The sequence below is a fragment of the Ruegeria sp. ANG10 genome (assembly GCF_040705255.1).
In the GTDB taxonomy this organism is placed as follows: domain Bacteria; phylum Pseudomonadota; class Alphaproteobacteria; order Rhodobacterales; family Rhodobacteraceae; genus Ruegeria.
Window position 1 is genome coordinate 567099 of record NZ_JBFCVU010000002.1, and the last position, 14834, is coordinate 581932.

The 14834-nt window shown below is 57.9% G+C and carries 13 protein-coding genes; 8 read left to right on the top strand and 5 right to left on the bottom strand.

Going from position 1 to position 14834, the window contains the following annotated elements; translation table 11 throughout:
- Positions 1 to 87 precede the first annotated feature (87 nt).
- Entirely contained in the window at positions 88 to 903 is an 816-nt protein-coding gene (locus AB1A64_RS06910; protein WP_366550726.1) for a PHB depolymerase family esterase, read from the bottom strand.
- Positions 900 to 1373 carry a rhodanese-like domain-containing protein gene (locus AB1A64_RS06915; protein ID WP_366550727.1) on the bottom strand — a complete coding sequence of 158 codons (474 nt, stop codon included), beginning with the start codon at positions 1371 to 1373 and terminating at the stop codon, positions 900 to 902. The genes AB1A64_RS06910 and AB1A64_RS06915 overlap by 4 nt, the downstream gene beginning before the upstream one ends.
- 212 nt (positions 1374 to 1585) lie before the next feature.
- Here AB1A64_RS06915 and AB1A64_RS06920 point away from each other — a divergent pair, with 212 nt between their 5' ends.
- From AB1A64_RS06920 to selD, 7 genes are read left to right on the top strand one after another with little or no spacing between them, the layout of a single operon-like run.
- Positions 1586 to 4453 (top strand): monovalent cation/H+ antiporter subunit A, encoded by a 2868-nt coding sequence (locus AB1A64_RS06920; protein ID WP_366550728.1) that lies wholly within the window; start codon positions 1586 to 1588, stop codon positions 4451 to 4453.
- Positions 4453 to 4812 carry a Na+/H+ antiporter subunit C gene (locus AB1A64_RS06925; RefSeq protein ID WP_170349272.1) on the top strand — a complete coding sequence of 120 codons (360 nt, stop codon included), beginning with the start codon at positions 4453 to 4455 and terminating at the stop codon, positions 4810 to 4812. Before AB1A64_RS06920 ends, AB1A64_RS06925 begins: the two co-directional genes overlap by 1 nt.
- Entirely contained in the window at positions 4809 to 6353 is a 1545-nt protein-coding gene (locus AB1A64_RS06930) for a monovalent cation/H+ antiporter subunit D (RefSeq protein WP_366550729.1), read from the top strand. Before AB1A64_RS06925 ends, AB1A64_RS06930 begins: the two co-directional genes overlap by 4 nt.
- A complete protein-coding gene (locus AB1A64_RS06935; RefSeq protein WP_366550730.1) occupies positions 6353 to 6850 on the top strand; it encodes a Na+/H+ antiporter subunit E in 498 nt (165 codons plus the stop codon). The genes AB1A64_RS06930 and AB1A64_RS06935 overlap by 1 nt, the downstream gene beginning before the upstream one ends.
- The gene (locus AB1A64_RS06940) at positions 6847 to 7116 is read left to right on the top strand and encodes a K+/H+ antiporter subunit F (protein WP_058282485.1); all 270 of its coding nucleotides are present in this window, start codon (positions 6847 to 6849) and stop codon (positions 7114 to 7116) included. The genes AB1A64_RS06935 and AB1A64_RS06940 overlap by 4 nt, the downstream gene beginning before the upstream one ends.
- Before the next feature lie 10 nt (positions 7117 to 7126).
- The gene (locus tag AB1A64_RS06945) at positions 7127 to 7510 is read left to right on the top strand and encodes a Na+/H+ antiporter subunit G (RefSeq protein WP_366550731.1); all 384 of its coding nucleotides are present in this window, start codon (positions 7127 to 7129) and stop codon (positions 7508 to 7510) included.
- 5 nt (positions 7511 to 7515) lie between these two features.
- Entirely contained in the window at positions 7516 to 9675 is a 2160-nt protein-coding gene (gene selD, locus AB1A64_RS06950) for a selenide, water dikinase SelD (RefSeq protein WP_366550732.1), read from the top strand.
- On the opposite strand, the gene mnmH is transcribed toward selD, so the two are convergent.
- Both mnmH and AB1A64_RS06960 read right to left on the bottom strand, forming a co-directional pair.
- Positions 9666 to 10718 (bottom strand): tRNA 2-selenouridine(34) synthase MnmH, encoded by a 1053-nt coding sequence (gene mnmH / locus AB1A64_RS06955; protein ID WP_366550733.1) that lies wholly within the window; start codon positions 10716 to 10718, stop codon positions 9666 to 9668. The genes selD and mnmH overlap by 10 nt on opposite strands.
- 44 nt (positions 10719 to 10762) lie before the next feature.
- Positions 10763 to 11428 carry an SOS response-associated peptidase gene (locus tag AB1A64_RS06960; protein ID WP_366550734.1) on the bottom strand — a complete coding sequence of 222 codons (666 nt, stop codon included), beginning with the start codon at positions 11426 to 11428 and terminating at the stop codon, positions 10763 to 10765.
- A gap of 55 nt (positions 11429 to 11483) precedes the next feature.
- Here AB1A64_RS06960 and AB1A64_RS06965 point away from each other — a divergent pair, with 55 nt between their 5' ends.
- Positions 11484 to 13136, top strand: a complete 1653-nt coding sequence (locus tag AB1A64_RS06965; RefSeq protein ID WP_366550735.1) for a sulfotransferase — start codon at positions 11484 to 11486, stop codon at positions 13134 to 13136.
- A 63-nt stretch (positions 13137 to 13199) separates the two neighbouring features.
- On the opposite strand, the gene AB1A64_RS06970 is transcribed toward AB1A64_RS06965, so the two are convergent.
- Entirely contained in the window at positions 13200 to 14777 is a 1578-nt protein-coding gene (locus tag AB1A64_RS06970) for a bifunctional metallophosphatase/5'-nucleotidase (protein ID WP_366550736.1), read from the bottom strand.
- Positions 14778 to 14834 lie beyond the last annotated feature (57 nt).

Below are 14834 nucleotides of genomic sequence, written 5' to 3' on the forward strand. Positions count from 1 at the left end.
TTCATCTGAATTTCGTCAGCGATATGCGCGTTCGACCGAAGGTCGAGGCAGCGTATTTCGATTCAAATCAAACGCAAGGCGCGGCACTCAGCCGCTCGGCAGGCCTTCGTACCAATCCACCATCATGTCCGCCCAACCCTTGGGCACAGAGTGGCCACCGGGAAACAGCGCAAACTCCAGCATGCCGCCTTCGGCGCACCCGGTCCATCTGCGCCGCATGAACTGACCGGTGGTCGAGAAACCGCTGGGCTTGGTGTCAACGCATTCATTGGCAACGCGCCAGATTTCCAGCCCGGCAAAGATATCGCCTTGATGGAACCTGCCACCGCCCAGAATGCGGCCTTCTAACGGCACCACATTGTCGGTCCAGCCGTGAGTGTGGAACATCCGCACCGGCCCTGCGCAGCTTTCGGGATGTGGCCGCCAGAATCCACCCGACACTGGCACATAGGCCGAAAACGTTTCCGGTGCTGCGCAGGCGAGGTAATACACCATGAAAGCCCCGGCCGAGAAGCCACCCAGAACCACACGATCCGCATCCACACCAAACCGGTCCGAGGCATCCTGTACCGCTTCGGTCAAAAAGGCGGCTTCGTCCCGCCCTTCCCAACCGGGAAAGAAGTTCCAGCTTTGGCGGCCATTTCGTTCTGACCCCTCAGGGGCCATGACCGCATAGCCGCGCGCCAGCAAGGGTTCCACCATGCTGCGGTTTTTCAAAGTACCGGTTGCCGAACCCCCATAGCCATGCAGAAAAACAACCAAAGGTGGGTTATCTGCCTCGGGCAATTCGATGTGGTACCCACCCGAAGACGTCTCACACATGCCTTCCTGATCGGCACAAGCCGCTAACCCCGCCTGCCCTGCGAATGCCAAACCCGCTGCCAAGGTGAATGCCCGGATCAACCTGTCTCTCCTGTATTGTGTTGAACCGGCAAACCGGCCCGTACCCATCCCGGCCCTGCGGCGGACCCCAGCATGCCCTCGGGCACGTCTATGATGTTTGTGAACCCTGCCTCAGTCAATCTGTTGCTCAGCCGAGCCGACCTGACCCCTCGCGCGCAAATCAATGCAACAGGCGCGTTCCGGTCACCGCCGGTCAGCTGTGTCAGCGCCTGTTCGAAATCGTCACGGCGCATATCCAGCGGATGCGCCCCCTGGCCAACACCCGTGGCCTGCCATTCCCGCGGCGTGCGAATGTCGACCAATAACACATCCCCTGACACCGCTTGCTGATGCGCGTCCTGAACACTCAGCCTGTCGCCCGCGTAATCTTGCGGGATCAAGCGATATTCCCGAACAGCAAAGCCAGCAACGATGGCGGCGCCACCGCCTAACAGAACCCATCGGCGTGTTCGGTTTGCTTTGTCTGCCACGCAGCTCCCTCCTGATCCAATGGGATGTGCTTATCACAGCCCGAATTTCGAATCCCCGTTGAATATCAACCGGCAGATCAAGATCGCGTCATTGTTTCGCACCCCAATCGATGGCGCTAGGACTGCGGGTAAAACTTGCAATAGCTGGACAGTTAGAAAATTATCCTTAAAAACCAGTACTACATTTGACCGCCCAGATCGGAGTATCGCACTTGTCCCTATTCCTCATCGCGGCCCTTCCCTTCCTCGGAGCTGTTTTCCCAGCCCTTCTGATCCGGGCAGGACGAAACGCAGCAGCATCAGCCGCCGGGCTGACCACCTTTCTGGCGCTTATGGGGCTGTTGATCCACATCCCCTCGGTCATGCGCGGAGATGTCGTTACGGCGGGGTTCGACTGGATACCGGTGCTGGGACTGAACGCGAATTTCATGCTGGACGGTCTGGGGTTTCTGTTTGCCCTGCTGATCCTGGGGATCGGCTTGCTGATCATCCTGTATGCGCGGTTCTATCTGTCTCGCGAAGACCCGATGGGTCAATTCTATACCTATCTGCTGCTATTTCAGGGCGCGATGGTCGGGATCGTTCTGTCTGACAACATCCTTCTTTTACTTATTTTCTGGGAGCTTACTTCGCTAAGCTCGTTCCTTCTGATCGGGTATTGGAAACATCTGCCCGAGGGGCGCCAGGGCGCGCGTATGGCGCTGGCCGTAACCGGTGGTGGCGGTCTGGCCATGATTGCGGGGATGCTGATTCTGGGCAATATCGTGGGCTCATATGACCTAAGCGTCATCCTGCAGAACAAAGAGTTGATCCAAGCCTCGCCCTATTACATGGCCGCGCTGGTCCTGATCCTGCTGGGCTGTTTCACCAAGTCGGCGCAGTTCCCGTTCCATTTCTGGCTGCCACATGCGATGGCCGCACCGACGCCGGTTTCGGCCTATCTGCACTCGGCCACGATGGTGAAGGCCGGACTGTTCCTGATGGCGCGGATGTGGCCGGTGCTGGCGGGGACGGATGCGTGGTTCTATATCGTGGCAACCACAGGTCTGGTGACCATGCTGATCGGGGCCTGTATTGCCCTGTTCAAGGACGATTTGAAGGCACTGCTGGCGTTTTCGACGGTGTCGCATCTGGGTCTGGTGACGATGCTGCTGGGTTTTGGAACCAAGTTTGCCGCTGTGGCGGCGGTGTTCCACATCATCAACCACGCGACCTTTAAGGCGGCGTTGTTCATGACCGCCGGGATTGTGGATCATGAAGCTGGGACCCGCGATGTCAAACGTTTGGGTGGGTTGCGTCAGCTGATGCCGATTACCTTTACCATTGGCACCATTGCAGCCTTGTCCATGGCTGGCCTACCGCCTCTGAACGGCTTCCTGTCCAAGGAAATGATGCTAGAGGAAACGGTCCACACCACCTGGCTGCACTCGCATTATCTGGTGCCGGGTCTGGCGCTGCTGGCGGCGCTGTTCTCGGCCGCCTATTCCTTCCGCTTTGTCGGGCATGTCTTCCTTGGCCCACAACGCAACGATTATCCGCACCATCCGCATGATCCGCCCGTGGGCCTATGGCTGGCCCCGGCTTTCCTTGTGGTGCTGGTTGTGCTGATCGGTCTGAATTCGGCAGCGATCGTTGGACCTCTGGTCGCGGTTGTATCGAGCGCTGTGATTGGTGGAGAGAAACTGCCCTATTACTCGTTGAAACTGTGGCATGGCTTCACGCCTGCGCTGTACATGTCAGTTGTGGCCACGTTGGGCGGTCTGTTCTTGCTGGCGCTGCACCGTCGTGGCGAACAGCTGTGGAACGCCCTGCCCCGCCCCGAGGCAAAGGTCATCTTCGAGGCTGTCATCGGCGCGTTTACCGCACTCAGCCGCTGGATCACCGACACGCTGCATAACGGCGTAATCAGCCGGTACGCCATCATACTGGTCGCGTTCACCGTGGGGCTTGGCTACTACGCCTATACGACCGGTACGATTGGCCCGGAAACGCGCGAGCCCCTGCCCATTCAGATCATTCCGTTCATCGGCTGGATTTGTCTGGTGGGCGCAACGCTGGCGATCATGTGGTTCCACCGCAACCGCCTGCTGTCGCTGGTGCTAATCGGCGTTGTCGGCCTCATCGTGTCGATGGCGTTCAACTATCTTTCGGCCCCGGATCTGGCGTTGACGCAGATCTCGGTCGAGGTGGTGACGATGATCCTGTTGCTGCTGTCGCTGAACTTCCTGCCCACGGATACGCCCTGGGATAGCAGCGCGGCGCGGCGCTGGCGGGATGCTGCGATTTCAGTGGTGGCCGGCCTTGGTACCGGCGCGCTGATCTATGCGCTGATGCTGCGGGACTTTGCCTTTCCGACGATATCCGAGTTCCATCTGGCAAACTCCTATAAAGGCGGCGGCGGCACCAATGTGGTCAATGTGATCTTGGTGGACTTCCGGGGCTTTGATACCTTTGGCGAGATCATCGTGCTGGGCATCGCTGCCCTGATCATCTTTGCCCTGACCGAGGCCGTTCTGGGCACCAATGTTCGTAGCTATCTGCTGAACCGCAAACCGCACTGGCCGCAATCAGGGGATTCACATCCGCTGATGATGGTTGTGGCAACCCGCGTGATGATGCCGATTGCCCTGATGGTTGGCGCCTACATCTTTGTCCGCGGCCACAACCAGCCGGGGGGCGGGTTCATTGCCGGTCTGGTCGTCGCGATTGCCTTCCTGATGCAATACATGGCCAGCGGTTACACTTGGGCCATCGAACGGCAGCGGTTCTATTATCACGGCACCATCGGCTGGGGTGTTCTAATCGCTGCTGCCACCGGGATCGGGGCGTGGTTCAACGAGCGTCCGTTCCTGACCAGCGACTTCGGCTATCTCCATTGGCCGCCTCTGGAAGAGTTCGAATGGGCCACCGCCATCCTGTTTGACACCGGCGTGTTCCTGGCCGTGCTTGGTGCGGTGATGCTGGCGCTGGACAGCCTGTCCCGGTTCGCCTGGCAGCCGGGGATGGCGCAAGAGTTCCCGATGGATATCAACCCGCTGCGGGATGACTCTAAAGACGAAGACAAGAAGGAGCAGGCCTGATGGAAGCGCTCGTAGCCTCAGCCGTAGGCATCATGACCGCCGCCGGGATTTTCCTGATCCTGCGTCGCCGCACATTCCCCGTCATTCTGGGGCTGTCGCTGATCACCTATGCGGTGAACGTGTTCCTGTTCGCCACCGGGCGGCTGGCGCTGGATGCGCCAGCGGTTCTGAACAAGTACGAAGAGGTTCCCTATACCGACCCGTTGCCGCAGGCGCTGGTGCTGACGGCCATCGTGATTTCCTTTGGGATGACGGCGGTGATCGTGATGATCGCCCTTTCCGCTTATCTGTCGTCGAAGGATGACCATATCGACATGACCGCACAAGACAGCGTCGACGGCGCGGGAGAAGACGCATGAACCATTGGATCGTAGCGCCGATCGTCTTACCCGCGATCCTGGCTCCGTTCATCATCATGGTCTTGAGATACCACCTGGACCTGCAGCGTATCTTCTCAGTCGCCGGTGTGGTGGCCTTGTTGGGGATTGCCCTGACCATCACGGCTCAGGCCGCGGGTGGCGATATTCTGGTCTATGAGCTGGGTGATTGGCCTGCGCCCTTCGGTATCGTGCTGGTGCTGGACCGACTGTCGGCGATGATGGTCTTGCTGACCGCCCTGCTCGCCTTGCCCATTGTGCTATACGCCATTGCTTCCGGTTGGGACGACAGGGGTAAACATTTTCACGCGCTGTTCCACTTTCAACTCATGGGCGTCTGCGGTGCTTTCCTGACGGGCGATGCCTTCAACCTGTTCGTTTTCTTCGAGGTGTTGCTGATCGCTTCTTATGGTCTGATGACACATGGGGGCGGGTCAGTCCGGCTCAAGGCCGGGGTACAGTACGTGGCCTATAACCTGCTGGGCTCGACCTTGTTTCTGTTTGCGCTCGGCACGCTCTATGCCGTGACCGGAACGCTTAACATGGCCGATCTGGCTGTTCGGGTCGCCGAAATACCGCCCGAAGATACGGCCCTTTTGCGGGTTGGCGCGGTGTTGCTGCTGCTGGTTTTCTGTATCAAAGCCGCTGTCTTGCCACTGCATTTCTGGTTGCCTGCCAGTTACGCCAACGCGCCTTTGCCCGTTGCCGCACTGTTTGCGATCATGACCAAGGTGGGTGCCTATTCGATCCTGCGCGTCGATACGCTGGTCTTTGGCCCCGATGTGGCAGTAACACAAGGATTGCTGGGCGACTGGTTGCAACCCGCCGCGCTGCTGACGCTGGCCGTGGGAGCCATCGGTATTTTGGGCTCGCAGCACATCGCGCGGATGACAGCCTTTTGTGCCATCGCATCAATGGGCACATTGTTGATCGCAATTTCACTGTTTACCGAAACGGCCACAACTGCCGCGCTTTACTACATCTTTCATTCAACCCTTGCGACAGCGCTGATGTTCCTGGTGGCTGATCTTGTGATGGGACGCCGGGGCGGGGCCATCGCGCCAACGGCCCCGATGGCGCAAAGCGGGCTGGTCTCGGCTCTGTTCTTTGTTGGGGCAATCGCGATGGCGGGGATGCCCCCGTTGTCGGGTTTCATCGGCAAGCTTTTAGTGCTGGATGCGGCGCGCGACGCACTTGATGCGAACGCGATCTGGGCTGTTATCCTGATCGGATCGTTCGTCACGATCGTCGGGCTGGCGCGCGCAGGTACGCTGATCTTCTGGAAAAGCCATGACGCACAACACAATCCGGCGCCCGAGGTGGATGATGATGAGGAGGCGCCAACCCTGCCCGCACCCGAGCCAAATCCCGGACTGGCCTTCACCGCAATCTTTGGCATGGTCATGGGGCTTGTGATGCTGACCTTGTTCGCGGGCCCTGCCCTAAACTACGCTGGCAAAACAGCCGAACAGTTGTTCACACCTGAAAACTACATCTCGGCCGTTCTGGGAGGAGAGGAATAATGAGACTTCTGCATCGAATATTCCCCCACCCGCATCTGACAATCCTGCTGACGCTGGTGTGGATGCTGCTGGCGAATTCGCCTTCTTTGAATTCGCTGGTCTTCGGGCTGATCCTTGGGATCATTATTCCCTTCATCACGCAGCCCTATTGGCCCGACCGCCCAAAGCTGCGCAACTGGCCGATGATTATCGAATATATGCTGGTGGTGCTGTGGGATATCGTGATGGCAAACATCACCGTGGCCCGGATCATCCTATTCAAACGCGATGCCGACCGGCAGCCCAACTGGGTCTGTATCCCATTGGAACTGCGCACCCCCGAAGCGATCACCGTTTTGGCCGGAACCATCACCATGACCCCCGGAACGGTCAGCTGCGATCTGTCGGCGCAAGGCCACAACCTGCTGGTTCACTGCCTGGATGCGCCCAATGTGGATGAGGTGCGCGACCAGATCAAACAACGCTATGAGCGTCGTCTGAAGGAGATTTTCGAATGATCGAGATTGCGATCTGGTTTGCCTTCGCCTGTTTCGGCGCCGCCATCATGCTGTGCTTGTATCGGATCATCTCGGCCGAAGGTGTCGGCACCCGTGTTCTGGCGCTGGACACGATGGTCATCAACACAATTGCGCTGATGATCCTTTACGGGCTGGCTCTGGGGACCGAGATCTTTTTCGAGGCCGCCATGATTATCGCCATGCTGGGCTTTGTCTCAACCGTAGCCTATGCGCGCTTTATGCTGCGCGGCAATATCATCGAGTGAGGGCATCCCAATGTTCATAATCGAGTTTCTAGTCGCCTTCTTTCTGATCGTATCCGGCATCTTCGGTTTTGTCGGCTCGTACGGGATGATTAAGCTGAAAGACCCGATGTCGCGCCTTCATGCCCCAACCAAAGCGACGACACTGGGTGTGGGTGGTGTGTTGTTGGCATCGATCTTTCATTCAGCAATAATCGAGCAGCATCTTTCCCTGCACGAGCTGCTGATCACCCTTTTCCTGTTCCTGACCGCGCCGATCACGGCCCTGTTCATTGCCAAATGGCATATTCACCGCCATGAAAAACCCGATGATCTGCCAGACGCGGGTGAGGATGAGCTTTGGGCCACTCACGCGGTTGAGCAGGTCGAAGACGTACCAGACCACACAAAGACCTGAATTCCATGCATCACCCTCCGCTGCCCCTGACCCGAGATCTGGTTCTGATAGGCGGCGGGCATACCCACGCGCTTGTACTGCGGAAATGGGGCATGAACCCTTTGCCGGGTGCGCGGGTGACGGTGATCAACCCCGGTGCTACTGCCCCCTATTCCGGTATGCTACCAGGCTTCGTCGCTGGACATTACCAGCGTTGGGAGCTGGACATTGATCTGGTACGCCTTGCCCGTTTTGCCGGTGCGCGGGTAATCCTGGGCCCGGTCGATGGTATCGACATCGACCGGCGTCAGGTACATGTGCCTGGCCGACCACCCGTGGCCTTCGATGTGGCGTCGGTCAATGTGGGGATCACCTCGGACATGCCGGCCCTGCCCGGATTTACCGACCATGCAGTCCCTGCCAAGCCGCTGGGAGCGTTTGCCTCCAGATGGGCGGAGTATCTGGATGGCAGTGGTCCTGCCTCGGTTGCCGTGATTGGCGGTGGGGTCGCGGGGGTAGAACTGGTGATGGCCATGGCCCATGCCCTTCGCGCCAAAACCCGCACGGCGCAAGTGACGCTGATTGACAACGCCCGGGTCCTGTCGGCTACGGGGACCAAGGCGGGCGCAAACATTCGTAAGGCGATGGCCCATCTGGGCGTTGAACTGATTGAGCATGCCGCGATTTCACGCATCGAACAGGATCATGTTCTGCTAGAGGATGGCCGCAAGGTTCCCGCCGAGTTTATAACCGGGGCTGCCGGTGCCCGCCCCTATGACTGGATCACCCAGACGGGCCTTGATCTGCATGACGGCTACATCCGCGTGGACGCCCATCTGCAATCCAGCGATCCGGCGATCTTTGCCGCCGGAGATTGCGCCCATCTTGCCGATAACCCTCGTCCCAAGGCCGGGGTCTATGCGGTCCGAGAGGCTCCGGTCCTGTTCAACAATCTGCGGGCCGCTCTGGGGGCCGGGAAGATGCGGCGATATCAGCCGCAGAAAGACTACCTCAAACTGATCTCTTTGGGCAGTAAATCGGCACTGGCCGAACGTCTTGGAACGTCGTTCAGCGGGCCAGGAATGTGGCGATGGAAGAACCATATAGACCAGAGCTTCATGAATAAATTTCGCAACCTGCCCCAAATGGAACGCCCCGCCCTTCCGCGCCACCATGCGGCGGGCATGCAAGAAGCCCTAGGGGAAAAACCCATGTGCGGCGGATGTGGGGCCAAGGTTGGACGCGGCGCATTGCAAGCAGTTCTGAGTGACCTGCCAAAGCCGAACCGCGACGACATCACCCCTTTGCCCGGGGACGACGCCGCCCTGCTGACAACCGGCGGGGCGCGGCAAGTGATGACCTCAGACCACCTGCGCGGCTTCACGGATGACCCGGTGCTGATGACGCGCATCGCCGCCGTGCACGCATTGGGGGATATCTGGGCCATGGGGGCCTACCCACAGGCGGCAACGGCGACGATCATCCTACCGCGCATGTCCCCACAATTGCAGCACCGCACCTTGTCCGAGATCATGGCGACGGCCACCGAGGTCATCCGCCAGGCCGGAGCAGAAATCGTGGGCGGTCACAGCTCGCTCGGGGATGAGATGACCATCGGCTTCACTCTGACCGGCCTGTGCGACAAAGACCCGATCACCTTGTCGGGGGCACGCCCTGGGGATGCATTGATCCTGACAAAACCCTTAGGCAGCGGGGTGTTGATGGCCGCTGAAATGGCCGGGCAAGCCGACGGCAGTTGGGTGGCCGATGCCTTTACGCAAATGGTTCAGCCGCAGGGCGCAGCATCGCGCATTCTGGCCGGGGCGCATGCGATGACGGATGTAACCGGATTTGGGTTGGCCGGGCATCTGATGGGCATGTGCGAAGCCTCGGATTGCGGCGCAGTTTTGGATCTGGACACGATCCCTCTGATGATTGGCGCGCTGGAGTTGGCCGTTCAAGGTGTCCGGTCGACAATCTTCGAGGACAACCGCGCAATTGTTCCGGGCCTTCCCCCCTCTGACAAGGCAGACCTGCTGTTTGACCCGCAAACTGCTGGAGGATTAATGGCTGCCGTTGCATCCGATCAGGCGCACGAATTGTGCGAACAGTTAAGGCACGAGGGCTATCCGGCGGTCATCATCGGGCATCTGACAGACACCCCTGGGTTGCGGCTTCAGAGCTGATCCAGAATCTTTTCAACCCGAGCAGCCGCCGAGTTCAGGCCCACATCGTCCAGCGCCGTTACATCGATTTGCGCGATAATCTTGGCGGCGCGTGTTTTGGCGGATTTAGCATAGGCCGGGTCATAGTGCTGTTCCATCAACGCCCGCGTCAGCGCCCGTTTATCCCCCGCATCGATCAGCGCCAGCCAGCCATCGACCACTTCGTGCCCCCGATGAAACCGTAGCGGAGACAGGCGATCGCGCAAGCGCTCAGTATCCGAAAGGATGTCGTCATATGCCTTGACCAGATACGCCGTACGCGCCTCAAGAGAAGCGGACAACTGAATGCGTGGAGCCGTGCGCAACGCGGTCCACAGGGATGGCGGCAGGATCAGCGACCCGATCTTTGAGGATTCAGCCTCAACAATCACCGGGCGCGTTGGGTCCAAGCCGCACAATGCCGCGGCCAAAGCGGATTCGAAGGCTTTCTGACTGGGTTGCCCTCCCGGCATTTCACCCAGCAAAGATCCCCGGTGGTTGGCCAGGTCTTCGAGGTCCAGAACCTGAACGCCGCGCGCCTTCAAATGCAACAGCAGGTCAGTCTTGGCCGTGCCTGTATACCCATCGAGGGCCACCAACCGGTGCGGCAATGGATCGTCATAGAGGTAGCGATTCACCAATCGGCGATAGGCTCGGTATCCGCCATCGACCACTTCCGCGCGCCAGCCGATCTGTTGCAGCATCCATGTGAATGACCCCGACCTCTGGCCCCCGCGCCAGCAATAGATCAAAGGTTTCCAGCCGCCTTCGTGGTGCGACAGGCTGTGTTCGATATGATTTGCCGCGTTTCGAAACACCAGCGCTGCGCCCAGCTTGCGGGCCAGAAACGGACTATCCTGCACATAGATCGTACCCACCTGTGCGCGTTCATCGTTATTAAGCACTGGCAGGTTGATGGCGCCGGGCAGATGATCCCCGGCAAATTCAGCGGGGCTGCGCACGTCGATCACAGTGTCGAAATCATGCGCATAAAGGCCGGGTAGATCAGTAAATTTCAGAGCCATGCCAACGGTCTATCCTGCGGTACATTGAATGGAAAGACACTCTGTCAGGCCGGAAGAGGTTCAATCAGGTCCGGCCCGCTGGCCCGGTTTGAATTCACCGCTAGATCAACACGGTAGAACTCCAAGACCCCCTCGGCCCCGGGTTGCATCAAACGTGCGGCACCTTTCCCCGCCTCCCCTAACCAGAGTTGCCAATTGTCAGGCTCAAGGATCAGTGGCATCCGATGATGAATGGCGCTGAGGTGGCGGTTTGCCGAGGTTGTCACGATGGCACAGGTGCCCTGCTGCGTACCCTCGGGGCCCCAATCCTGCCAAACACCGGCGAACGCAATCGGTTCGCCATCTTTGCGCTGGATGTACCATGGCAGACGTGTTCCCTGCTCAGTTTTAGTCCATTCATAAAACCCCGTCGCCACGATCAGGCAGCGCCGTTCGCGGCAGGCCGCACGAAATGCGGGCTTTTCGGCCAGTGTTTCGGCACGCGCATTGATCAGCAACGGACCGGCAGTTTCCGTCTTGTACCAATGCGGCAGGAACCCCCAGCGCAGCGAATCCAGTCGCCGCCCGCCTTCGCCAGCGCGCACCACATGAACTTGATTTGTTGGGCAAACATTGAAATTCGGCACGGCGGGCAACGTGTTTGCAGGCCGTGCCGAAAACAGCTGCGCCATTGCGTCATTTGGAAGGGTTATTGCAAACCGTCCGCACATGGGTAATGAACCATCAATAATCGTTTCATACGGGCACAGGGTGTCACGGGGTCACATGCAAAATCAAACAGCGAATACCCTCAAAGGCAAGGCGGTGGCTGCTTTGGAAGCAGGCAAGCTGCAACAGGCGCTGAAAAAGGCACAGTTAGGCGTTAAGAAATTTCCCAAGGATTCTGATTTCCACGCCATCTCGGGCTTTGTGTTGACGGAAATGAAGCAATACAAGAAGTCCATTCCACATTTCGTCGAAGCGTCGCGAATGAAGCCAGACGACCCTCAATTCGTGGAAAACCTGGCAAACGCGCTTATGCAAACTGGGCAGATCCCCAGGGCGCTGGAATATACTGAACAAAAGCTGGAACAGTTCCCAAACAACAAAGAACTGAACCGCGTCCTGGATGAGATTCACCTGAAAGGCAGCAACTGGCGCCTGGTCATTGAACATGCGAGCAAGAAGCTGGAAGCCGAGCCCGACGATGTGAACCTTCTGGGCAAACGGGCCCGTGCCTATTCGAAAATTGGATTTGTCGAGGACCACTCGCGCGATGTTTCTCGCGCCTTTGAGTTGGAACCGGAAAACATAAAGATTGCTTTCGCAAAGGCCGTGAACCTGCACCAAAGTGGTGACAAAAACGGGTCAAAGGAAATCTTGCAGCGTATTCTGGATACAGATCCCGAAAACATGACAGCTTTGCTGCAGTTGTCCCTGGTAACTTCGAAAGATGACGGGCCGAAACTGATGGAGGCGGTCGAGACCGCGATAGCCAACAAGGACGAAGACTACCAAGAGTTGGAGTTCGCCAAGGCACACCTGATCTCGGTTATTGACGATCTAAATGCCGCCATGCCTCAATTTGTGCGAGCCAACAAGGTACAACACGATAGCAACCCGTACGACGCCGCTGAGGAAGAGAAAAAGCTGAACCAGATCACTGGTTTGTTCCCCATTGGAACCGATTTACGGGCAGCCGGACCAAGCGATGGGCCGGTCCCGATCTTCGTTCTGGGACAGCCCCGCTCGGGCACCACGTTGATGGAGATGATGCTAAGTTCGGCGCCCGATATCGCTGGGTGTGGTGAGTTGACGTTGGCGTCTGACCTGTCGCATGAATTCCAATTGGGCAATCAGCGTTTTGACGCTGAAAAAGCCACTGAATTTGCGCAGCAATTCCGCGAACTGATGCCACCGATGCCTGATGGATCGGTCGCGTTCGTTGACAAAATGCCACACAACTATCAGCTTGTTGGTTTCTTGTTGGCGGCCTTTCCCAATGCAAAGATCATCAACATGCTACGTGACCCCCGTGATGTGGGGTTGTCGAAATGGATCCGGCGGTTCCCGGCTGGTGGGATGCGTTATGCGTCGAACCTTACAGCCATTGCTCATTCGGCGAATATGTACCGCCGCTATATGGCACATTGGGATACCGTGTTCGGTGACCACATACTGACCGTTCCTTATGAAAAATTAGTGGCCGATCCAAAAACCTATAGCCAACAGGTTGCTGCGTTCTGCGATATCGAATGGAACGAAACCATGATGCACCCTGAGAAAAACACCAAGCAGGTCAGAACGGCCAGTATCGATCAGGTCCGCAATAAGATCTCGACCAAATCCATTGGTGGATGGCAGAGCGTGTCCGAACATCTACGCCCCATGCTGGACGGGTTCGATCCCGCACTCTGGCCCGAATACGATTTGGGTTGAGCGCGCCCGAAACACGAAAGGCCGCATCAGGGATGCGGCCTTTTTCATTGCCTTGACGCAGGTTTATTTCTGTTTGATACGACCATCCAAATAGGGCTGGTACGGCGCGTTTTCAGCCAGAAATTCAGCCGTGACATCCGCCAAATCCGGGCCGAAATCATAGGCGTTCTTGTCGTCGCCTTCGAACATGTTGTACCCGTCACCTCCGTTGCGGACGTAATTGTTAGTAACCACCAGATAAGTCGCTGCCGGGTCAATTGGCGCAAAACCGTCACCTTCGGCGACCATCACCTCGGACACGCGCCCTTCGTTCGGCGCAACCGCTGGATCCCATATGAATGTCAGACCCGCAACCTGCGGAAAGCGGCCCTTTACATCTTCGACCTGGCTTACGCCGTTCTCCAGCGCGTCGATCACCCCCTGACCACTGATCTCGAAGGTCGACAGGGTGTTCTGGAAAGGTAGCACCGTCAGCACCTCACCCATCGTCACTTCACCCGGGTCAATCGAGGCCCGCAGCCCGCCTGAGTTGGCAATCGCAATCTGCACGCCTTGATCGGCAACACGTGCCAACATGGCGTCAGCGACCAGGTTGCCCATCTCACATTCCTGAACACGACAGACAGAACGGTCCCCTTCGATGGCGTCTGCTGCATTTGCCACCACCTTGTTGCGTATTTCGTCCAGCGGCACGGCCAGTTCGGCGATACGGTCCAACGCGGACTGATCCTCGGTCACGGTATTGTCCATGATCAACGGCTCACCAACCGCCTCAAGCACGTTGCCGTCATCGTCGAAGGTTACGTTCAACTCACCCAGAAACTTACCATAAGCATAGGCCTGCACGATCTGGACACCGTTGACCACGGTCGGGTACGGACCCGCTGCCTTGTCGGACACGTTCGACAGGTAAGTGTTCGAATGACCACCGACAATTACGTCCACCCCGCTGGTTTCCTGCGCTACGCGTTGATCAACACCATAGCCGGAATGGCTGAGAACGATGATTTTATTCACACCTTCTCCGGCCAATTTGTCCACTTCGGCCTGCACTGCGGGGGCCGGATCAGAAAAGGTAATATTTGGACCCGGCGAGGCAAGATCATGTGTATCTTCGGGCGTCAGACCAATCAGGCCGATCTTTTCACCGCCCACTTCAATGACAGTCGATTTCTTGATCTTGTCGGTCAGCAACTCTTCGTCGGTAATATCCGCGTTCGACATCAAAACCGGAAAATCCACCGAGTCGATGAAGCCGCGTAGCACTTCGGGGCCGTCGTCAAACTCGTGGTTGCCCACGGTCATCGCGTCATACCCCAGCTTGTTCATGAACTCGGCTGCGACCTTGCCCTTGTAGTAGGTGTAGAACAGTGAACCCTGGAACTGATCCCCACCATCGACCAGGATCGAGTTTTCGGCCCGCGCGCGCGCATCATTCACCGCAGTAACCAAACGGGCCGAACCTCCGAAACACTTGCCTTCTGCTTGGTCTTCCTCATCACAAGCGCTGTCATATTTGTTGATCGGCTCAAAACGCGCGTGGAAATCGTTGGTATGCAGAATCGTCAATTTATAATCGGCTGCGGCCATGCCTGCCGTCAGGCCCAGAACCGCAGCAGACGCCAAAAAGCGAGTGAACATCTTCATACTCCTTGTTTTTTGTTTGGCGTGATGGTGCGCCCACCAACAAGAAGAGTC

Coding starts and splice junctions, on each gene's coding strand:
- AB1A64_RS06925 (WP_170349272.1), top strand. CDS start 4,453: ATGGAAGCGCTCGTAGCCTCAGCCGTAGGCATCATGACCGCCGCCGGG.
- AB1A64_RS06930 (WP_366550729.1), top strand. CDS start 4,809: ATGAACCATTGGATCGTAGCGCCGATCGTCTTACCCGCGATCCTGGCT.
- AB1A64_RS06935 (WP_366550730.1), top strand. CDS start 6,353: ATGAGACTTCTGCATCGAATATTCCCCCACCCGCATCTGACAATCCTG.
- AB1A64_RS06940 (WP_058282485.1), top strand. CDS start 6,847: ATGATCGAGATTGCGATCTGGTTTGCCTTCGCCTGTTTCGGCGCCGCC.
- AB1A64_RS06945 (WP_366550731.1), top strand. CDS start 7,127: ATGTTCATAATCGAGTTTCTAGTCGCCTTCTTTCTGATCGTATCCGGC.
- selD (WP_366550732.1), top strand. CDS start 7,516: ATGCATCACCCTCCGCTGCCCCTGACCCGAGATCTGGTTCTGATAGGC.
- mnmH (WP_366550733.1), bottom strand. CDS start 10,718: ATGGCTCTGAAATTTACTGATCTACCCGGCCTTTATGCGCATGATTTC.
- AB1A64_RS06960 (WP_366550734.1), bottom strand. CDS start 11,428: ATGTGCGGACGGTTTGCAATAACCCTTCCAAATGACGCAATGGCGCAG.
- AB1A64_RS06965 (WP_366550735.1), top strand. CDS start 11,484: ATGCAAAATCAAACAGCGAATACCCTCAAAGGCAAGGCGGTGGCTGCT.
- AB1A64_RS06970 (WP_366550736.1), bottom strand. CDS start 14,777: ATGTTCACTCGCTTTTTGGCGTCTGCTGCGGTTCTGGGCCTGACGGCA.